Here is a 20,406-nt window from a genome sequence, read left to right as displayed (position 1 = left end):
TTTTCTGGCGTCGGCGTCATGCTGGCTGACGTAGCAAGGATCGCAAGATGAAAAAAGACGGCCACCCCGATTATCACTGGATCACGGTCACCCTGACCGACGGCTCCAGCTACAAGACGCGCTCGACCTACGGCAAGGAAGACGCCGTCCTGAACCTCGACATCGACCCGCGCACCCACCCGGCCTGGACCGGCGGCACGGGCACGCTGCTCGATCGCGGCGGCCGCGTCTCGCGCTTCAACAACAAGTTCGGCGGCTTCCTCAAGAAGTAAGCGGCGAACGCGCCGCAGCGAAAACTTAGTTGCGTTTATCCGGCTCGCGTTTGATTACGCGGGCCGGATTTTTAATCCCCCTCGATGTTGGCGCCCTTATTCTCATTGCCTCCCCATCTTTGATGGGGAGGGGGACCGTCCTCCGCAGCGTCAGCGAAGGAGGATGGTGGTGGGGTCTCTTTCTTGCTAAGTTTTTGACATGCACACCCCCTACGACGGTTCGCACAAGCTGTTCACCATCGGCGTCAAACCGCTCGATCCGGCGGGGTGGATCGCGGTCGATGACACATTGCTGGCCTATCTCGACGAAAAAGACCGGCTGGCCGAGCGCGCGCCCGAGACGATCTTCGTAATGGAGCCCGGCACGGAGGCGGCGCAGGCCGAAGTCCTGACCCTGCTGGCCGACCACCTGCCCGAACGCTGGCCCGGCATCTATCAGCGCCTGGGCCCGCAGATCGACATCGTCCCCGCTTTCCGCCGCGTGCGTCTGGATACGCCCTATCCGCCCCTGCTGATCGCGGGCGGGCTGGTGCAGGAAGACCTTGTGCTGATGCGACGGGGCGAGGATGGCTGGCGTCTGGCCGCGGCGCATCTGTGCTTTCCGTCCTCATGGCGGCTGCATGAAAAATTCGGCAAGGCCTTGCAGGAGATTCACGCCCCCGTGCCGGACTTTGGCCGCGACACGCGTAACGCTAATATCATCGAGCGCATGTTCGATAATTTACGCACCGAACAGCCGGTCTATCGCTGGAACTGGTCGCTGCACGCCGACGACGCTTTGCACCATCCGCACTCGGCGGGGCAATGGAGATTTGGCGATGAGCGCATCGACAACCTCTATTTCCGTCTGGAGCGCCAGACCTTACGCAAGCTGCCGGTGAGCGGCGATATCCTGTTCACCATTCGCATCTTTCTCGATCCGCTGACCGAAATGGAGCGCCTGCCCAACGCCCCCGACCTGGCCCGCGCCCTGATCGAGCAGCTAGGCGCCTATACGTCGCAACAGCTCGATTACAAGGGCCTGACTCTGGAGCGCGACCGGCTGATCGAGCGGCTGGCGGCCATTGCTCATCAAGATTCAGCGTCTTGATTATTTAACGGTATCATTGCACAATATTGACATGAATGACGCCACGACAAGTCTTAACGGCTATTCGATCAAGATCAGCGATTACAGCGCCTTTTATCGCGCCTATCTTCGTCATAATTATTGGACACTGTCGCGGTGCTTCTATTTTTTGTAATTTTCGCTTCAAAACCAAGTCATTGCGATGGATTGGGCAGACATGATTATCATGACCGTCCTAGCCATCTCAGTGTCCTACATAATTACGCCTGTTTTGACCTATATCCACGGCGTCACGCAATTCGCCTTTGGCAAGGCGGTGAAGGTCCAGCATAATCTCAGCATATCAGGCGAAGGCGTAACCAAATCATCCCAACTGGCCACGGTCAGCATTCCGTGGACCTCACTCTACGCGATTGATGAAACGCGCAGCACCATCCTGTTCTTCACGAATCGGCGCTGCGCCATCATGCTGCCCAGGACAGCCTTTGCTTCGTTCGCCGACTCCGAGGGCTTCTTAGCTGCTGCGCGCACCTGGTTTAGGCAGGCAAAAATCGTTGCTGGCTGATCTCGGAAACCACGCGCTGAAATAAAAGTTCATGCAAATCTCTGAATTGCAGCTTGCATCCCAACCCGTCACACTGTATTAGCGCGATAACACGTTACTACGGTGAGACATGTCGCTGACCAAGCCTGAAGACGTCGCCGCTCTGGCCGAGGCCCTGCTGGGTCTGCAATCGCGCGAGGAGGTTCTGGCCTTTCTCGACGATCTGTGTACGCCCGGTGAGTTGCGCGCCTTCGCCGAGCGGTTCAAGGTGGCGAGGTTGCTCGATCAGGGCGGCCTCAGCTACCGCGAAATCTCCGAGCTGACCGGCGCCTCGACCACCACGGTCACGCGCGTCGCCCGCTTCCTGCGCGACATGCCGCATCAGGGCTACCGGCGCGTATTGGATAAGATGAAAGATAAGACGCATGACTGAACCCCGCCTCCGTATCGCCGTGCAGAAATCCGGCCGACTGGCCGACCGCTCGCTGGAGCTGATCTCCGGCGCGGGCCTGCGCGTCATGAAGGGCGCCAACGAGCTTCTGTACCGCATCGAGAACCAGCCGATCGACCTGCTGCGCGTGCGCGACGACGATATTCCGACCTTCGTGGCCGACGGCGTGGCGGAGCTGGGTATTGTCGGCCTGAACGTGCTGGCCGAACACTTCCCTGAGACCGACCTGTCGGACATGATCGTCATGCGCCTGGGCTTCGGTTCCTGCACGCTGAAGATCGCCGTGCCCGCCGACGCTGACTATACCGGCCCGCAATGGCTGAACGGCAAGCGCATCGCCACCTCCTACCCCAACATTCTCGCCAAGTGGCTGAAGGCGAACAATGTCACCGCCGACATCGTCGAGATGCGCGGCGCGGTCGAGGTCGCCCCACGCATGAAGATCGCCCACGCGATCTGCGATCTGGTCTCGACCGGCGCGACGCTTGAGGCGAACGCCATGAAAGCGTGCGACCTGGTGCTGAAGTCCGAGGCCGTGTTGATCAAGGCTCCGCACGCCCCGCCCGCCGAATTGCAGCACACCTATGACATGGTGGTGCGCCGCTTCGATGGCGTGACGGAATCGACCGGCGCGAAATATGTCATGCTCAACGCCCCGCGCGCGCATCTCGATGACATTATCCGGCTGATCCCCGGCGCCGAGGCCCCGACCATCATGCAGCTGGCTGGCCGTGACGATGTGGTCGCCGTCCACGCCGTCTGTCAGGAAAACGTGTTCTGGGACACGCTGGACAAGCTGAAAAGCGCCGGGGCCTCGGCCATACTGGTGCTGCCGATTGAGAAGATGATGAAGTGAGGCGCGATCCCGCGCCGGGGAATTTTTTTAGGAGCGCGCCCGGATGGGCCGTCGCAACATGAAGACCTTTATCTGGAAAGACCTTAGCGCCTCCGAGCGCCGCAACGCCCTCGCCCGGCCGGAGAACCGCCGTGATCCGGCGGTGCTGGCGCGCGTGCATGAGATTTTCGACGACATCGAGGCGCGCGGCTTTGCGGGGCTGGCCGACTGGGCGATCAAGCTCGACGGCCATGCGCCGACGCAAATCCGGCTCGATGCGAAGACCGTGGACGCCGCGCGCGCGCAACTCTCCGCCGACGATCTTGCGGCGATGGAGCTGGCGGTTGAGAATGTGCGCAGCTTTCAAGCCGCCGAGCTGCCCGGCGACGGCCCCGTCATTGCGCCGAAACCGGGTCTGAGCTTGCAGCGCGTCTATCGCCCGATCACCACGGCAGGCCTCTATGCACCGGGCGGCACAGCGCCTCTGTTTTCGACCCTGATCATGACAGCGGTTCCGGCCCTGGTCGCCGGCGTGCCGAACCGCGTCTGCATCACCCCGACAGCAAAAGATGGTTCAATCCACCCGATGATGATCGCAGCGGGCGCGGCTTCCGGCCTTGATGCGGTGTGGCGCGTCGGCGGCGCGCATGGCGTGGCGGCGCTGGCGCTGGGGGTGCTTGAGGGCGTTCCCGCCGCCGATAAGATCTACGGCCCCGGCAACAAGTATGTCGCCGAAGCCAAGCGCTACGCCACCGAGCGCGTCTCCAGCCTCGCCATCGACATGCCCGCCGGGCCGTCGGAACTCTTATGCATCGCCGATGAGACGGCCAATGTGAAGCTGGTGGCCGCCGATCTCCTTAGCCAGGCCGAACACGATCCCGACGCGCAGGTCATCCTCGTCGCCACCTCACGCGCCGTCGCCGAAGCCATCGAGGCCGAGGTCGCCCTTCAGGTCGAGCGCCTGCCGCGCGCGCAGATCGCCAAGGCCTCGCTCGATCAGGCGCGCGCCTTTATCGTCGCCTCGCTGGAAGAAGCCGCCGAGGTCTCCAACCTCTATGGTCCCGAACACCTAGCGCTTCAGGTCGCGGAGGTCGATGCGCTGATCCCGCAATTGACCGCCGCCGGGACGATCTTCGCCGGAACCTACGCTGCGGAGACCTTTGGCGACTATGCAGCGGGGCCGAGCCACGTCCTGCCGACCGACGGCGCCGCCAGAGCCTATGACGGCATCACCGTGCGCTCGTATCTGACCAGCTTCGTGGTGCAGAGGGCGACGCGCGCGGGCGCCGCCGCCATCGCCCCCGCCGCCGCCCGCCTGGCCCGGCTCGAAGGTTTAGAAGCCCACGCTCTGGCGGCGGACTTCCGACTGGAGATTTAAAAGGATGATCCGGGTTTGCGCCGCCAGCATTTTTGTTTGCGCTAACGCTTCGCTTCTTGAGCGCGGGGCGGCCGATTTCCGCTTGGAGATATAGATGTTCAACTCGCCCTTCTCATCGCTGAACGCCACGGGCGCGGGGCTGGAATCGCTGCCGCCGTCGCTGGAGCCGCTGCGAGAGCGCATGGCCGACTTCTACGGCGTCGAGGCGCACAGCCTGATGGTGACGCGCGGCGCCTCGCACGCCATGGAGGTGCTGATGCGCCGCCTGCGCGTGCCTGGCCATGAATTTGTCTGCGCGCAAGCCGACCACTATCTCGACGATCTCAGCGCCGTCTATAATCTCTCTGTGCGCCAGCCGCCGCAAAGCGGCCCCCTGCCCAAGGGCGCGGGCTTTCTGCTGATCCACAATCCGCGTCAGAGCGATGGCCGCGCCTGGGACATGGTGGCCGCGCGCTCGCTGGCGGTCGATATCTTCCCGTGCCTGCTGGTCATCGACGAAAGCTATTTCGACGCCTGCACGGCGGACAGTCTGGTCGAACTGGCCGTCACCGAGCCGAATGTGGTGGTGCTGAAAAGCCTGTCCTACCTGTTCGGCATGGCCGGGGCGCGCGTCGGGGCGCTGATCGCCGGGACGAAGACCTTGCAGGGCCTGCTGAAATTCTGCGAGCCGCATCCGGTGCCGACCCCCAGTGTCCGCGCCGCCGAGGCCGCCTTGTCGCCGTCGCGCGCCCTGAGCGTCGCCGCCCGCATCGACACCATCCGCGCCGAACAGGCCCGGCTGCGCGAGGCCCTGTCACGCTCGAAACAGCTCGACTCGTTCGACCTCAATGACGGCCCGTTCATGCTGCTGCGGCCCAAGGCGCTGATCACGACCCAGACCGCGCTGAAACGCATGGGCCTGTCGGCGCAGGTGACGCCGAACGGCCTGCTGCTGGCGATGGGCGATGTGGCGACGAACAACCGCATCCTGACCGCGCTTGGCGTCGCGCCGGAGGGCAAAGCGCCGCGCGTCGGCGAAATTCTGCGCGACACCAAGGAGACCAAGATCGCGGTCACGGTCAATCTCGACCAGCCTAAGCCTGTCCTGATCCGCACCGGCGTCGGCTTCTTTGATCACATGCTCGATCAGGTCGCGACCCACGGCGGCTTCTCGTTGCAGGTCGGCTGCGAAGGCGATCTGGAGATCGACCCGCACCACACGATCGAGGACTGCATGCTGGCCTTCGGTCAGGCGCTGAAACTGGCTCTGGGCGACCGGGCGGGCATGGCGCGCTTCGGCTTTGTGCTGCCGATGGATGAGACCGAGGCCAGGGTCAGCGTCGATCTGGGCGGGCGTCCGTTCTGTGTGTTCGAAGGCCATTTTGAGGCCTCGCACATCGGCGACTATCCGACCGAAATGACCGCCCACGCCTTCCGTTCGCTGTCGGAAACCCTGGGCGCCGCCGTCCATGTCGAGGTCAAAGGTGGCAATGACCACCACAAGACCGAGGCCTGTTTCAAGGCCCTGGGCCGCGCCCTGCGGCAGGCGACGCGCATTGAAGGCGACGCCCTGCCCTCGACGAAAGGCATGTTAGCGTGAGCGACGAGATTATCGTTATTGAACTGGGCTGCGCCAATACCGCCTCCGTGCTGTTCGCGCTGGAGCGGTTGGGCGCGTCGGCGCGGCTGTCCTCGGACGCCTCCGAAATCGCTGCGGCGTCAAAGGTCGTGCTGCCCGGCGTCGGCGCGGCGGGCTTCGCCATGCGCCGCATCCATGAGCTTGAGCTTTTCGACGTCATTCGCGGCCTCAAGGTTCCGCTGCTCGGCGTGTGTCTGGGGCAGCAACTTTTGTTCGAAGGCTCGGAAGAAGGCGATGTGCCCTGCCTCGGCCTGATCCCCGGACGGGTGACGAAGATGACGGTTCCCGCCGATCTGGTGGTGCCGCATATGGGCTGGAACCAGCTCCGCGTCGTGCGCCAAGACCCGCTCAATGCGGGGGTTCAGGACGGCGATTACGCCTATTTCGTCCACTCCTTCGTCTGTCCGGTCAATGACGCCACGCTCCTGACCTCCACCTATGGCCAGCCGTTCGCGGCTATGGTGCGTAACGACAATGTCTGGGGCTGCCAGTTTCACCCGGAGCGCTCGTCCAGCGTCGGCGCTCACATCCTGAAGAATTTTGTGAGTCTATGATCCTTTATCCCGCCATCGACCTGATCAACGGTGAGTGCGTCCGCCTTGCGCAGGGGCGTTTCGACGCCGTGACCCGTTACGATTCCGATCCGTTCAAACGCCTTGACCTGTTCAACGCCGAAGCCGCGCAGTGGGTGCATATTGTCGATCTGGACGGCGCCAAGGCCGGATCGCCGCAGCAGCATGACCTGATCGGACGGCTGGCGAAAGCCTCGAAGGCGAAGATTCAGACCGGCGGCGGGGTGCGGTCGCGCAAGCATGTGCAGACCCTGCTCGATGCAGGCGTCTCGGCGGTCGTGGTCGGCTCGGCGGCGGTGAAAAGCCCGGACGAGGTGCGCGGCTGGCTGAGCGATTTCGGCAAGGATCGCATCACCCTGGCGCTCGATGTGATTCCGACGAAAGACGGCGATTTCGACGCCGCCCTGCATGGCTGGGTCGAAGGGTCGGGCATATCGCTGTGGGACGTGCTGGACTATTATCCGGTTGGCGTCGCGCAACGCATCCTCGTCACCGACGTGTCGCGCGACGGCATGTTGATGGGGCCGAATATGGAGCTGATGCGCGCCTTACGTCACAAGCGCCCGGATCTGGAGATTCAAGCCTCCGGCGGCGTGCGTTCGGTCGAAGACCTATACGATCTCAAGGCGCTTGGCGTCCACGGCGCGATCGTCGGCAAGGCGATCTATGAGGGTTTGATCGATTTGAAGGCGGCGCTCAATGTTGGGTAGGCTGCCAAAAGCCTCCTCTGCGCAGCGGGGGAGGTGGCGCGGCTTGTCCGCGCCGGAGGGGGCGGCGGGGGCGGCAGCGGCCCCCTCCGTCTCGACGCGCTTCGCTTGCTCGCCACCTCCCCCGCTGCGCAGGGGAGGATCTAGATATTCTTTGGAAAGCGCTTGTCATGCTGGCTAGACGCATTATCCCCTGCCTCGACGTCAAGGACGGCAAGGTCGTCAAGGGCGTGCAGTTTCTCGGCCATGAGGTGCTGGGCGACGCCGTCGATCTGGCCCTGCGCTATCGCGACGAAGGCGCGGACGAGCTGGTGCTGTACGACATCACGGCGTCGTCTGAGGGCCGCACCGTCGATTATGACTGGGTGCGCGACATTGCCCGCGCGCTCGATATTCCGTTCTGCGTGGCGGGCGGCATCCGTTCCGCGGAACAGGCGGTGCGCTGCCTCGATTCCGGCGCCGACAAGGTGTCGATCAATTCGCCCGCTCTGGAGCGCCCGGACCTGATCGACGAACTGGCCGAGATGGCCGGATCGCAGTGCGTGGTGGTCGGGGTCGATAGCCGCGAGGAAAACGGCGACTACATCGTCCATCAGTATTCCGGCGACCCGGACAAGATGCGCACAGTCGGCCGCCGCACGCTCGACTGGATTGTCGAGGCGCAACAGCGCGGCGCGGGCGAGATCGTGCTGAACTGCATGAATCAGGACGGGGTGCGCAAGGGCTACGATCTGAAACAATTGCGGCTGGCGCGCGACCTGTTGCATATCCCGCTGGTCGCCTCGGGCGGCGCGGGCGCCCCTGAGCATTTTAACGAGGTGTTCGATAAGGCCGACGTGTCCGGCGCCCTGGCCGCTTCGGTGTTCCACAAGAAGATCATCGCCATCCCCGACCTGAAGCGGAACTTAAGCGCAGCAGGCATTCCGGTGAGACTGTAACCATGTCCGACTCCCACGCCCTGCCCAATCCCCTCACCGTCGCCGATATCGACCGGATCGACTTTGCCAAGGACGGCGGCCTTGTCCCTGCCGTGGTGCAGCACGCCGACACCTTGCAGGTGCTGATGCTGGGTTACATGAACGCAGAGGCGCTGAAGGCCACGCTGCAAGGCGGGCGTGTGACCTTCTGGTCGCGCTCGAAAAGCCGGTTGTGGATGAAGGGCGAGACCTCCGGCGACACGCTGGAGTTGGACCGGGTGCTGACCGACTGCGACGAGGATGCGCTTTTGGTCTATGCGCGCCCGAACGGCCCGACCTGCCACACCAAAACCACCTCCTGCTTCGGTCACGAGGACGCGCCGGGCATCGGCTTCCTCGGCAAGCTGGCCGGTGTGGTTGCAGAGCGCGCCAAGGCGCCGCCCGCCGATTCCTATACCGCGCGCCTGATGCAGAAGGGCGTCGCCAAAATCGCCCAGAAGGTCGGCGAGGAAGGTCTGGAAACGGCGCTGGCCGGACGCTGCGGCGACGATGAGGAGCTGCACAACGAGGCCGCCGACCTGCTCTATCATTTGTCAGTCCTTCTGATGGCGCGCGGCACATCGCTGGAGAACGTGCTGGCGGTGCTGCGCGAGCGCCACGCGGGCCGCTGATTGGCGATTGACTTTCGCCGCCGTTATGTCAGCCTTTCTGACAGGGGGGGAGGCATCATGACGCTGCTATCGTTTTACGGACGTTCAGGGCGCGTGCGCTATCTGCTGGAAAGCCTTGCCCCCTATGTCGTGCTGATCGCGCTGATCATCGCCATGATCGTGCTGGGGAACGGCGCGGGAAGACTGCCTTCGACTCCGTCTGACTTCCACCCGGCGCCAGGCTTCTGGGCGGCGGTCGTCGCCTTTGTCCTCGGTTGCGGCCTCGGCATATGGATCGAAATCGCCGCGCAGGTGCGCAGGCTGCACGATCTCGGCCAGAGCGGCTGGCTGGCGGCGCTCAACCTTGTGCCGGGCGTCTCGCCGCTGATGTGGCTCGTCTTGGTGCTGGCGCCGGGGCAGCCGCACGATAATGTTTATGGCAGCGCCTCAGGGGGGAAATCATGATAAATCTGAGTTGGGACACAAACGGTCGCATAGACCGGGAGACTTACCGCAAGGAACGGTGGCGGCATTTCGCCTTCTGTTTGATACCGATCGCCCTGTTCGTTCTGGGCGGGATCGGAGCGATGACGGCGCCGATCTGGCTGTGCGCCATCGCGTGGATCGCGGGCTTTGTCCTGATCACCTATTACCGCTATCGCTTCATGCAGGTCATGGTGCGCCGACTGCACGACCGCAATCTGTCAGGCTGGTTCATGCTACTCAGCCCGCTGGTAACCGTGCTGGCCATGGCGGTCGGCGGCGGCTGGCTATTCGCCACATTCGCCGTCGGCGCACCCGTGCGGCTGGATGAGACGACGAGTCAGGGCGTCTTCTTCGCCATTCTGCTGCCGACGATCATCATCAACATCTTTCTGCGCTTCCAACTGACGCGGCCCGGCACCAACGGGCCCAATAAATACGGCCTACCACCAGGCGTCGGACAGGCGCAGATCTTCTAACCCTGCAAGCCCTGCCCCAGCGCCTTGAGCATCGCCGCACGGACCTCCGGCGTCAGGTCGCCCAGAATGCCGCGCATGGCTTCGGGCAGGTGATCGGCGACCGGATCGGACTGGTGGAAGACGAAATGGTCGAACATCGCTTTCCACGCCCGGTTCTGCGCCGGAGGCAGGTCGCGCACGGCCAGAAGCGCGTGCGCCAAAGCCTGCATGGGTTGCGGCATATCCGCCGCCGGGTTCCACCAGCAATTGACCTGCATGTTGAAGGCGTCGTCCGACATGACCTGATGCCACCACATATAGGGGACGAACAGGACATCGCCGGGCTTCAACTCCGCGATCAACCCCGACGCCCGCGCCTCGCGCAGGCGCGGAAAGCGCTTAAAATCCGGCGCGTCAATATTGGCCATTGAGGTCGGGACGCCGGACACCGTATGCTCCAGCGGGCCGATATAGAGGTTCTTCGTCTGTCCCGGCGGGAACAGGATGAAGCGCTTCGTCCCCGCGACCATGCAGACGAGATTGTCATAGAGGTCGAAATGCGTCTGCGTGACGGCGCGGTTGCCGATCCAGGCGCGCGGCGGCGCCGTCACGCCAGGAAGCGGATTGGCGTCCGCCAGACCCGGGAAATAGAGGTCGAGCGGCGCCGACTGGATATAGACGCGCTCATCGGAACCGCCTTTCGCCAGAACGCGCAGCCGCTCCAGCGCAGCGGACAGCGGCGCCTCCGCGCGCTGGAAGTTGAAGCCGTCCGCGCCCTCGCCGTAGAAAAACCGTCCGTCGCCGCCTGACGCCTGACGGAAGACCTGCGCGGGCTTGCCGGCGTCAAAGCCCTTGAGATAGTCAATCAGCGCATCCGTCGAGGCCTGCCGGACCAGCGGCCAGTCGGCGACCGCGCCTGCAAAGACCACCGGCGCGTCGAGGTCGCGCACGGCCTCGGCGATCGCCTCCGCGTTCAGTCTTTCGCGCCGCACGGGCGTAAATCCGGTCATGCCGTCCTCCGCGCCTACCGCTAGCCCAAAACCGGACCACCGGCAATCAGCGGCGCGCATTTACAGCCGCGCCGCGCGCCGCTACAGTCAACAGGGTTAATACGGAGCCTCGCCATGCTCAAACTGGGTTGGAACGCCAGCGGCCGCCTCGACCGGCGCAGTTTTCGCGAAGCGACGGGCCGTATGGGCTGGACCACGATTTTCGCCCTGCTGCTGGGCGCCGTCGTCATTGTCAGCCTGACGCGCGACAAGCCCGTCCTGTCGATGGCGGTGGCCGCCATCGTGACCCTGCTCGTGCTGTATCTGCAATATCGCTATGCGCAGTTGTCGATTCAGCGCCTGCACGATCGCGGTCTGAGCGGCTATCTTTACGCGCCGATCCTGTTGATCGCCTTCGCGGTTATCGTGTGCAGCGCCGTGGTGCTGGAGCAGGCCCTGCTCAAGGGCGGCGTCCTGTCCTTCTTTTTCAGTCTGTTGGGGCTGATCGACCCGTTCATTCAGGTGTTTTTCTACAAGGGGTTCGGCGTGATGGCGACCCTGGTTCTGATCCTCTACAACCTGTTCATCAGTTGGAACCTGCACGCACCCGGACAAAGGCGCGACAACGGTTTTGGTCCGCAACCGGAGGCGCTGGCGTGACGGCGTGGCTATCGCCGAAAGGGCGCATCGACCGCACCGGATTTCTTACCGGTCTGGGCGCCGTCCTGCTGATCGCGCTGGCGCTCGATCTGGTTCTGGCCGCGCTGCCGGGGGTCGATGAAGCCCTGATCCTGTCCGGCGTCTGGGTCGCGCTGGCATGGCCCGTTGTTTGTTTGCTGACCCGCCGGTTTCGCGACGCGGGTTCAGGACCGCACGGCCTGTGGCTGTTCGCGCCGCAAGCGCTGGTCGCCCTGCTGTCCTTGCTGATGAATGGCGGTTGGCCGGGACCGGTCCTGATCGCCTTCACCTTCCTCGCCGCCGCCGCCAATCTGGCCTGCTGGGGCGCATTGATCTGGCTGGCGGCGCGACCTTCAGCGTGAGTGCTGACATAATCTGACGCTTTCGCTACGCGTTTTGATTGCAACGACACGCGCTTCGGCGCATGATGCGCGCCGGGAGGGTGGGCGTCATGTCCTGGCTGCACAATCTGTTGAGTTCGCTGATCGCGTTCCTGATGGCTGTCGTGCTCGCGCATTTCGGCGCGCATGGACAATCGTCCGGTTCGTCCTCCGGCGATCCCGGACACAGCGGCGACGCGCCCGCCGCGCATCGCCCGCCACAGGATTCGGACCACGATCGCGACCGCGCTGCGTCATAGCTCCCCTTTTTCTTCAATCCATACAAAAAGCTTTGCCATTCTCCGGTGCAGGAGATAGCTTTCGCCTGTAAAGAGAACACGTCAAACTCTGGAAAAATGGACCGCCGCCCGACCGGACGGCGGAAAGCGTGAATGAAATCGAGACGTCCGCCGCTGAATTTCACCCCCCGCAACCGGAGCAGCGAACCTGCGCCGGATATGGACGAAACAGCTATGGATGACGACGATATTCTGAACGCGCCCCTGACCAGCGCCGATGTGACCGACGCGGAGCCGCGCGCCGACGCGGAATCTGACCTGTCCACCGACGGTCTTGATGTGCCCGAAGGCTTCACGCCGGTGACGCCGCCGCCGGAGACCACGCCGCCCGCCGTCGCCGCCAAACCCGATGCGGCGCCGAAGCGCGATCTGGCCGCGCTCAAGGTCAGGCCCGAAGGCGTGATGAAGACCACCGGCATGCCGCCCTTCTATTTCTGGGGCGCGGCGACCTTTATCAGCCTGTTGTGGGGCATGGGACTGGTCGCCTTTGCGCTGGGAGCGCAGGCCAATCTGACCGCCTTCGCCTATCGCCCCTTCACCCTGGCCATTCTGGCCCTGTTCGCGGTCTTCCCGATCGGGCTGGTCTTCGCCTCGGCCTTTGCGCTGCGCAACGCCGCCGCCCTGGCGCGCGAAGCGCGCCGCACCGCCGCCTTGGCCGACGCCATGGTGGCGCCCGCCGCCGCCGCTGCGTCGGAAACGGGTTCGCTGGTCGAGGCGCTGCGCGCGCAGGTCGACCACGCGGTTCAGGCCGTGCGCACGGCTCATGCCGACATCGCCGAACTGTCCACCCGACTCAAGACCGAGACCGACCGCCTGACCGACGCCGCCCAGATTGCGCGTTCGGCGACCCAGAGCGTCACCCGCGCTCTGGAGCAGGAGCGCGGCGCGATCACAGCCCTCAGCACGCAACTCGACGCGCAGGCCAAAGGCGTGATCGAGGCCACCGACCGTCAGGCTCGCATGGTCGCCGACGCCTCTGATCTGGCCCAGACCCAGTTGCGCGAGGCCGAGGCCAGCCTGACCGCCGCGACCGCACAGGTGGTCAACGCCGCCAGCGACGTCTCCGGCGCCGCGCGCGTCGCTTCCGAGGATCTCGACCGCCAGACCGTGCGGCTGGAGACCGCCGGTTCGGGCGTGTCGGACCAGATTCGCACGGTCGAGGCGGGCCTGTCCGAACAGCGCGCGGGCCTGGTGTCGGCGGCCCTTTCTTTACGCGCCGATCAGGAGGATTTCGCCGTCCATATCGAGAACCAGCGCGCGCAGTTAACCGAGGCCCTGGCCATCACCCGCGTCGCCACGGTCGATCTGGGCGAAACCTCGGCGCGCGGCATCGACGTGCTGCGCGACATCGTGGTGCAGGCGCAGAGCCACTTCCATGCGGTCGGCGAGGCCGCTGAGAACGAACGCACCGCCTTTGAAACCCGCGTCCACGCGACCTTGTCCAATATCTCGGTCATGGCCGCCGACGCGCGCGACGATCTGGTCGAGGAGACGCGCCGCTCGCTGGAACAGCTCAATATCGCCGCCACGGAGGCCAAGCGCGCCGCCGCCGAAGCGGCCCAGACCGCGCAGGCGCGCGTGGACCGGCTCAACGAAACCATTTTCGAGGCCAGCAAGTCGGCCGATGAGGTGTTCGACGCGCGGCTGGCCGCCGCCCGGCGTCTTATAGAGGACTCCGCAGGACTGATCGTCGACGCGGGCGACCAGACGGCGCAACGGCTCGACGACAGCTTTGCGCACACCCGCCAGACCCTGGCCGAGGTGCATGCCGCCATGACCGACATCGCCAGCAGCGCCGAAGGCCTGCCCGCTTTGGCGCAGGCGCGCATCGCCGAAATCCGCCGCAGCGTCGAGGAGGGCGTGGCGGCCACCATGGCGGCGGCGAAAAAGGCCGCCGAGGAGACCGAGGCGATCGACGCCGCTTTTCAGGAGCGGGTCAAACGCAATTACGACATGCTGACCGAAGCGGTGCGGCTGATGGGCGTGGTGTCGGGGGACTCATCGGCGGAGGCGCCGCTGGACCTGAAAATGCCTGCGCCGGAACGCCCGGCGATGCGCGACCGCGATTATGGCCGCACCTTCGGCGCGCGCCGCGAGCCGCCTGCGGCGCCGCAACCGTCCGGGGCGAGCGGCTCTCGCCTGCGCCTGTCGCCGCTCGGCGCCGAGACGCGCGCGGCCAGCAATCCGCCGCCGCAGACCCCGGCGCAAAACCCCGCGCCGACGCCGCCGTCGGCAACGCCGCAGCGCGTGCAGGACGGCTGGTCGTGGCGCGAACTGCTGGGCGGCATGGAGACCCGGCAGGCCGCCGAAACACCGCCGCCCGCGCTCGAAACACCGCAGACCGGAGAGGCGCCGCCGACGGACGCCGAGTTCGACCGCATCGACGATCAGATGGTCGCCGAGGTCGCCGCCATGGGCATCGACGCCGCCGCCGTGCTGGGCCGTTCGCGGCTCGATGAAACCGTCGCCGCCATCGTCGCCGAGGACAACGAAGGCGCGCGCCTCGTGGTGCGCCGCGTCGCGCCCGCGGCCATCCGTCGCCTGGGACGCCGCCTGCTCACCGATCAGGCCATCCGTCAGCACGCGCATGACTTCGTCGACTGGTACGATCAGCAGGTCAATATGGCGCTGATGGCGCGCGATCCGAAAACGGCCTTGAGCGAACTGCTCGGCTCGGACGCGGGCCGCGCCTATCTCCTGTTCGACGCCGCGCTCAGCGACCTGATCTAGGCCTTTCATCCGATGCGCCTGATCCTGCGTGACGACACCTTCCCGATCGCCGGGCGCTTTACGATTGCGCGCGGCTCTAAGACCGAGGCGCGCGTGCTGTACGTCGCGCTGGAGGATAGCGAGCATACGGGTCAGGGCGAGGCCGTGCCCTATGCGCGCTATGGCGAGAGTCTGGAAGGCTGCCTGGCCGAGCTTGAGGCCGTGCGCTCGCGCATCGAGGCGGGGATTACGCTCGACGCGGTTCAGACGCTGTTGCCGTCCGGCGCGGCGCGCAATGCGCTCGACTGCGCCTTGTGGGATCTCAACGCCAAACGCTCGGGCGTTCCGGCGTGGCGGACGGCGGGCCTTCACGCGCTCAATCCGCTTAAGACCGCCTATACGCTGAGCCTCGATACGCCCGAAGCGATGGCGCAGCAGGCCGCCGCCAATGCGCGCCGCCCGCTCCTCAAGCTCAAGATCGGCGGTCCCGGCGACCTGGATCGCGTCGAAGCCGTGCGCGCCGCCGCGCCGAAATCGCGCCTGATCGTCGATGGCAATGAGGGCCTGAGCTTCGACGATCTGACGCGCATCGCGCCGGACCTGCACAAACTCGGCGTGCTGCTGATCGAACAGCCGCTCAAGGTTGATGAGGACGAGGCGCTGCTCGGCTATGCGTGTCCGGTGACCCTTTGCGCCGATGAAAGCCTGCACAGCCGCGCCGAGTTGGCCCGCTGCGCGCGGCTCTATCGCTGCGTCAATATCAAGCTCGACAAGACCGGCGGCCTGACCGAGGCCCTGGCGCTGAAGGCTGAGGCGCTGGCGTTGGGGCTGGAGATCATGGTGGGCTGCATGGTCGCGACCTCGCTGAGCATGGCCCCCGCCATGCTGGTGGCGCAGGGCGCGGACTATGTCGATCTGGACGGGCCGCTGCTGCTGGCGCGCGACCGCGAGCACGGGCTGGAGGTCACCGGCTCGATCCTGCATCCGCCGACGCCCGCGCTTTGGGGGTAAAAACGGTTGTGAAGCCGCGCATTTTGCGGCTAACTGCTGACATTCTGTTCCTTTCAGCGCCATGACCGACTCCGTGAAGACATCTGCCCGCCCGCGCGGCCTCTATCCCGACATCGACCCGTATGACGCGGGCTATATGCCCACCGGCGGCAAGCATCGCATCTATTACGAACAGTGCGGCAACCCACAGGGTCTGCCCGTCGTCGTGCTGCACGGCGGTCCGGGCGGCGGCGTGTCGCCGAACCTGCGCTCCTATTTCAACCCGGACGGCTACCGCATCATCCTGTTCGACCAGCGCGGCTGCGGCAAATCGACCCCGCACGCCTCGCAGGATATTTCGCTGGAGGACAACACCACCTGGCATCTGGTCGCCGATATCGAGGCGCTGCGGCAGAAGCTGGGGATCGAAAAATGGGTCGTGTTTGGCGGGTCGTGGGGCTCGACCCTGTCGCTGGCCTATGCGCTGAAGCACCCGGAGCGCGTGCTGGGACTGATCCTGCGCGGCATCTTTCTGGTGCGCAAGCCGGAACTGGACTGGTTCTATCAGGAAGGCGCCAGCCACCTCTATCCCGATCTGTGGGAAGGCTTCGTCGCGCCGATTCCCGAAGCCGAGCGCGGCGATCTGCTGGCTGCCTATGTCAAACGCCTGAATGGCCCCGACCGCGATGAACGCGTGCGCTGCGCCCTGGCGTGGAGCGGCTGGGAGGGCGACACACTGTCGATCGACGGCCCGCCGCAGGCCGCGTCGAAATTCGCCGATCCCGACTTCGCCGTCGCCTTTGCGCGCATCGAAAGCTGGTACTTCCAAAACCGCGGCTTCTTCGAAAGCGATACGTGGGTGCTGGACAATATCGACCGCATTCGCCACATCCCCGGCTGGATCGTGCAGGGCCGCTATGACGTGGTCACGCCGATGCAAACGGCGTGGGATCTGCACCGCGCCTGGCCGGAAGCGAAGTTCAAGGTGATCAAGAAGGCCGGTCACTCCTCCAGCGATCCGGGCATTCTGGAGGGCCTTGTCGCCGCCGCCGATGAGGCTTTAGCCTTGCTGGCGAAGTAACCTCTATTCTTCCTTCCGGCTTAAAATTTGGAGCCTTGAGTCGAGTACCAGGAGGCTAGCGCCGCCCGTATATCAATACGGGCAAGCGACGCCGACGCCGTAATCGGCCAAGGATACAAATTTTACTCGAAGCGTGAGAAGATTGAGGCCTGCCTCGGCAGTTCCTGATAGCGGTGGACGCGCACGGCCATGACGAGGCCGAAGCCGGTCATGAACATCAGCATGGCCGAACCGCCATAGGAAACGAGCGGCATCGGCACGCCGACGACCGGGAACAGGCCCATGACCATGGCGCTGTTGATCAGCACCGACAGGGCGAAGGTCGCGGTCGCGCCCGCCGCCGCCAGCCTGCCGAAGTGCGAGTGCGACACCGCCGCCATGCGCAGCGCCATCAGGATGATCACGCCGCACAGCAGGAAGACGACGAAGCCGCCCGCAAAGCCCAATTCCTCGCATACCGCCGCCATGATGAAGTCGGTGTGCTTTTCCGGCAGGAAGTTGAGCTGGCTCTGCGAGCCCAGTCCTAAGCCCTTGCCGAGCAGGCCGCCGGAGCCCATCGCGATCTTGGATTGCAGGATGTGGTAGCCGTCGCCGGACGGGTCGTTTTCGGGGTGCAGGAAGGTCAAAAGGCGCTTCTGCTGATAGCCATGCAGGTGCGGAATGGCCAGCGGCACGGCGACGACCACGGCGGCTATGCCCCCGGCGATCACGCGCCAGTCCAGTCCGGCCACCACCACCACAGCCAGCCCGGTCAGCATGATCATGACCGCGGTGCCGAGGTCTGGCTGCTTCATCACCAGCAGCACCGGCATGCCGATCAAAGCCGCCGGGATGATCAGCTTCCACGACAGGCGCGCATCCTTGGCCGAACATTCGTGATAGAATCGCGCCAGGGCCAGCACTACGGCTAGCTTCATATATTCCGACGGCTGGAACTGGATAGGTCCAAAGTCGATCCAGCGGCGCGCGCCGTGGCTGACCGAGCCGATAAATGGCACGGCGGCCAGCAGCAGCAGCATGGCGCCATAGACGTAATAGCTGATTTCCAGCCAGATGCGCAGATCCAGCAGGGCCAGACCGACGGCCAGCAACAGGCAGAAGCAGAAGATCAGCAACTGCTTGTAGGCCCAGGGCTGCCAGCTCATGCCGCCCGCGCTGTACAGGATCGAAATGCTGATCGCGACGAGCGCGATCAACAGGCCGATAAAGACCCAGTTGACCTGCATCAGCTTGGAATCGTAGCGCTCACGCTGTCCGGGACGGGAAAGGGCGGAATCGACCATACTGGCTCCCTACAAACTCGTATCGCCGCCGTCATCGACCGGGGTCGCGGGCGCGGCGTCGGGCGGGGCGACGCCATCGGGGTCTGAGGTCGCCGCCTTTGAGGCCGCAGCCATACCGGCGCGGTCGATGTCGGTGGAATAGGGAACGGTGATGCGCTGGCGGATTTCGGGATCCTTGATCAGGGCCAGGCGCATGATTTCGCGCGCCTTGGGCGCCGCCGCCGTGCCGCCGAAGCCGCCGTGCTGCACGACCACCGCGCAAGCGTATTTAGGCGCGTCGGCAGGCGCGAAGGCGACGAACCAGGCGTGGTCGCGCAGCTTCCAGTCGCCGACCGCGCCGTGGGCGCCGCGTCCGCCCTTATAGCTGTAGGCCTGGGCTGTGCCGGTCTTGCCCGCCATATGGATCGGACCGAGGCCGAGATCGCCGAGACCCGACGCCGTGCCGCGCGTGCCCGCCGCCGTAACGTCGGCCATGGCGGAGCGCACGAAATTGATATGGGCCGGATCAGCGGCCAGATCGGGCACGTCATCGCCCGGTTTCTGCTCGGCGCCGCCGATCGACTTGACCAGACGCGGCTGAATCGCCTTGCGGCCATTGGCCAGACGCGACACCATCACGCAGTTCTGCAGCGGATTGACATTGGTGTAGCCCTGACCGATGCCGAAACTGGGCGTCTCGCCCGGCCACCAGCGCGTATCGGCGGGATTGCGCTTGGCGAAATACTCTTTCTTCCACGCCTCGGTCGGCACCAGTCCCTTGCGCTGACCGGAAATGCCGATGTCGAAGATTTCGCCGAGGCCGAACTTGTGCGCCATGGCGGCGACCTTGTCCGGCCCGCCCATCGACAGGGCGCACTGGTAGAAATAGATGTCGCACGAGGTGACGATGGCCTGATGCAGATCGAGCGCGCCGTGCGCCTGATCGCAGGAAAAGGTGTGGCCGCCGAAGGTCCAGTGCCGGTTGCAGACATGCACGGTGGCGGGATCGTAGCCGTTTTCCAGCGCCGCCAGCGCCACCATGGTCTTGAAGGTCGAGCCGGGCGCGAAGGTCGAGCCGATCGCCTTGTCGAGCAAAGGCAGGTGATCGTAATCGGCCAGCAGCCGGTATTCATCCGTCGAAATGCCCGACACGAACAGGTTGGGATCGAAGCCGGGCGACGAACTCATGCACAGGACGTCGCCGGTCTGACAGTCCATCAGCACGGCGGCGCCCGATTCTTCGCCGAACACCTCGACGGCGCGCTGTTGCAGGTCGGCGTCCAGCGTCAGAACGATATTCTCGCCCGGAGTCGGCGGGATCGAGCCTTCGGGGTCTTCCTGAACCACCTGGCCGCGCGCATCGACCTCGACCTTCTTGCCGCCCGCCTTGCCGCGCAACTGGCGGTCATAGGCTTTTTCGATGCCCTGCTTGCCGATGCGGAAGGATGGATGGTGCAACAGATTCGGATCGGCGTCCGGCTGCGCCAGTTCGGTCTTCATGTCCTTATCGTTGATCTTGGACACATAGCCGACGACGTGCGAGAAGGCGCCGCCGTAATAATAGGCGCGGACCTCGTCCATATCGGCGACCACGCCGGGAATGTCATTGGCGTAGAGACTGACCTTGGAGAAGTCGTCCCAGCTTAAATCGGCGGCCACGATGGTCGGCACCGAGCGCTGGTTCTGGTTGATGTCGCGCAAGATTCTGCGGCGCGAACCGGCGGTCTGCGGCAGGACATAGGCGATCTGATCCAGCGTGTCGTCGATGTCCTTGACCTCATTGACCTCGATCATGACGCGGAAGGACGGGCGGTTGCCCGCGATCAGCTTGCCATTGCGGTCGAGAATTTCGCCGCGCGGCGGCGGGATGACGCGGAAATTGTACTGATTGCCCGCCGACAGCTTGGCGTATTTCTGGCCCTGAAGAATCTGCAGATGCACGAGGCGCCCGGTCAGGGCGAACAGGCCGAACGCCACCACCCCGCCCATCATGAAGACGCGGCGGTTGAACGTCCCCTGACGTTCGTTCACATCCGAAAAGACAATGGAAGGTTCGGCCATAAC

Annotated in this window: 22 protein-coding genes; 19 read left to right on the top strand and 3 right to left on the bottom strand. The window is 64.8% G+C overall.

Annotated features, from left to right (window positions below; translation table 11 throughout):
- The first annotated feature begins 47 nt into the window (after nt 1–47).
- The 13 genes from rpmE to ACTHLA_RS11350 all read left to right on the top strand — a co-directional run bounded on the left by rpmE (nt 48) and on the right by ACTHLA_RS11350 (nt 9,975).
- Entirely contained in the window at nt 48–272 is a 225-nt protein-coding gene (gene rpmE / locus ACTHLA_RS11410; RefSeq protein WP_440189004.1) for a 50S ribosomal protein L31, read from the top strand.
- A gap of 199 nt (nt 273–471) precedes the next feature.
- Nucleotides 472–1,362, top strand: a complete 891-nt coding sequence (locus tag ACTHLA_RS11405; protein WP_440189001.1) for a heme-dependent oxidative N-demethylase family protein — start codon at nt 472–474, stop codon at nt 1,360–1,362.
- Nucleotides 1,363–1,558: 196 nt separating this feature from the next.
- On the top strand, nt 1,559–1,906 hold the full coding sequence (locus tag ACTHLA_RS11400; protein ID WP_440188998.1) for a YcxB family protein: 348 nt from the start codon (nt 1,559–1,561) through the stop codon (nt 1,904–1,906).
- A 109-nt stretch (nt 1,907–2,015) separates the two neighbouring features.
- Nucleotides 2,016–2,318: a YerC/YecD family TrpR-related protein gene (locus ACTHLA_RS11395; protein ID WP_440188995.1), complete on the top strand. Its 303-nt coding sequence runs from the start codon at nt 2,016–2,018 to the stop codon at nt 2,316–2,318.
- Entirely contained in the window at nt 2,311–3,192 is an 882-nt protein-coding gene (gene hisG, locus ACTHLA_RS11390; protein ID WP_440188993.1) for an ATP phosphoribosyltransferase, read from the top strand. Before ACTHLA_RS11395 ends, hisG begins: the two co-directional genes overlap by 8 nt.
- Before the next feature lie 43 nt (nt 3,193–3,235).
- Nucleotides 3,236–4,549: a histidinol dehydrogenase gene (gene hisD / locus ACTHLA_RS11385; protein WP_440188990.1), complete on the top strand. Its 1,314-nt coding sequence runs from the start codon at nt 3,236–3,238 to the stop codon at nt 4,547–4,549.
- A gap of 94 nt (nt 4,550–4,643) precedes the next feature.
- Nucleotides 4,644–6,128: an imidazoleglycerol-phosphate dehydratase HisB gene (hisB, locus tag ACTHLA_RS11380; protein ID WP_440188987.1), complete on the top strand. Its 1,485-nt coding sequence runs from the start codon at nt 4,644–4,646 to the stop codon at nt 6,126–6,128.
- Nucleotides 6,125–6,721, top strand: coding sequence for an imidazole glycerol phosphate synthase subunit HisH (hisH, locus tag ACTHLA_RS11375; protein WP_440188985.1), 597 nt, complete (start codon nt 6,125–6,127; stop codon nt 6,719–6,721). The genes hisB and hisH overlap by 4 nt, the downstream gene beginning before the upstream one ends.
- Complete coding sequence (gene hisA, locus ACTHLA_RS11370) at nt 6,718–7,449, top strand: 1-(5-phosphoribosyl)-5-[(5-phosphoribosylamino)methylideneamino]imidazole-4-carboxamide isomerase (protein WP_440188982.1); 732 nt, start codon at nt 6,718–6,720, stop codon at nt 7,447–7,449. The genes hisH and hisA overlap by 4 nt, the downstream gene beginning before the upstream one ends.
- 167 nt (nt 7,450–7,616) lie before the next feature.
- A complete protein-coding gene (gene hisF / locus ACTHLA_RS11365) occupies nt 7,617–8,384 on the top strand; it encodes an imidazole glycerol phosphate synthase subunit HisF (RefSeq protein ID WP_440188979.1) in 768 nt (255 codons plus the stop codon).
- Between the two features lie 2 nt (nt 8,385–8,386).
- Nucleotides 8,387–9,034 (top strand): bifunctional phosphoribosyl-AMP cyclohydrolase/phosphoribosyl-ATP diphosphatase HisIE, encoded by a 648-nt coding sequence (gene hisIE, locus ACTHLA_RS11360; RefSeq protein ID WP_440188976.1) that lies wholly within the window; start codon nt 8,387–8,389, stop codon nt 9,032–9,034.
- 57 nt (nt 9,035–9,091) lie between these two features.
- On the top strand, nt 9,092–9,478 hold the full coding sequence (locus ACTHLA_RS11355; protein WP_440188973.1) for a DUF805 domain-containing protein: 387 nt from the start codon (nt 9,092–9,094) through the stop codon (nt 9,476–9,478).
- On the top strand, nt 9,475–9,975 hold the full coding sequence (locus ACTHLA_RS11350; protein WP_440188970.1) for a DUF805 domain-containing protein: 501 nt from the start codon (nt 9,475–9,477) through the stop codon (nt 9,973–9,975). The genes ACTHLA_RS11355 and ACTHLA_RS11350 overlap by 4 nt, the downstream gene beginning before the upstream one ends.
- Here the strand turns inward: ACTHLA_RS11350 and ACTHLA_RS11345 are convergent.
- Nucleotides 9,972–10,964: a cupin-like domain-containing protein gene (locus ACTHLA_RS11345; RefSeq protein ID WP_440188967.1), complete on the bottom strand. Its 993-nt coding sequence runs from the start codon at nt 10,962–10,964 to the stop codon at nt 9,972–9,974. The genes ACTHLA_RS11350 and ACTHLA_RS11345 overlap by 4 nt on opposite strands.
- Nucleotides 10,965–11,078: 114 nt before the next feature.
- Here ACTHLA_RS11345 and ACTHLA_RS11340 point away from each other — a divergent pair, with 114 nt between their 5' ends.
- From ACTHLA_RS11340 to pip, 6 genes are all read left to right on the top strand, one after another.
- Nucleotides 11,079–11,603: a DUF805 domain-containing protein gene (locus ACTHLA_RS11340; RefSeq protein ID WP_440188964.1), complete on the top strand. Its 525-nt coding sequence runs from the start codon at nt 11,079–11,081 to the stop codon at nt 11,601–11,603.
- Entirely contained in the window at nt 11,600–11,983 is a 384-nt protein-coding gene (locus tag ACTHLA_RS11335) for a DUF805 domain-containing protein (RefSeq protein WP_440188961.1), read from the top strand. Before ACTHLA_RS11340 ends, ACTHLA_RS11335 begins: the two co-directional genes overlap by 4 nt.
- A gap of 89 nt (nt 11,984–12,072) precedes the next feature.
- Complete coding sequence (locus ACTHLA_RS11330) at nt 12,073–12,261, top strand: hypothetical protein (protein ID WP_440188958.1); 189 nt, start codon at nt 12,073–12,075, stop codon at nt 12,259–12,261.
- 132 nt (nt 12,262–12,393) lie between these two features.
- Nucleotides 12,394–15,030, top strand: a complete 2,637-nt coding sequence (locus ACTHLA_RS11325) for a tipN (protein ID WP_440188955.1) — start codon at nt 12,394–12,396, stop codon at nt 15,028–15,030.
- A gap of 12 nt (nt 15,031–15,042) precedes the next feature.
- On the top strand, nt 15,043–16,020 hold the full coding sequence (gene dgcA, locus ACTHLA_RS11320) for an N-acetyl-D-Glu racemase DgcA (protein WP_440188952.1): 978 nt from the start codon (nt 15,043–15,045) through the stop codon (nt 16,018–16,020).
- Between the two features lie 61 nt (nt 16,021–16,081).
- Entirely contained in the window at nt 16,082–17,080 is a 999-nt protein-coding gene (gene pip, locus ACTHLA_RS11315; protein WP_440188949.1) for a prolyl aminopeptidase, read from the top strand.
- Between the two features lie 122 nt (nt 17,081–17,202).
- On the opposite strand, the gene rodA is transcribed toward pip, so the two are convergent.
- Entirely contained in the window at nt 17,203–18,363 is a 1,161-nt protein-coding gene (gene rodA, locus ACTHLA_RS11310; RefSeq protein WP_440188947.1) for a rod shape-determining protein RodA, read from the bottom strand.
- Nucleotides 18,364–18,372: 9 nt separating this feature from the next.
- Complete coding sequence (mrdA, locus tag ACTHLA_RS11305) at nt 18,373–20,403, bottom strand: penicillin-binding protein 2 (RefSeq protein WP_440188944.1); 2,031 nt, start codon at nt 20,401–20,403, stop codon at nt 18,373–18,375.
- Nucleotides 20,404–20,406: the final 3 nt, after the last annotated feature.

Origin of the sequence: Asticcacaulis sp., from assembly GCF_051956075.1 — a bacterium.
Taxonomy (GTDB): domain Bacteria; phylum Pseudomonadota; class Alphaproteobacteria; order Caulobacterales; family Caulobacteraceae; genus Asticcacaulis.
Note: the sequence above shows the minus strand (reverse complement) of the source record. Positions and strands in the feature narration are given on the sequence as shown.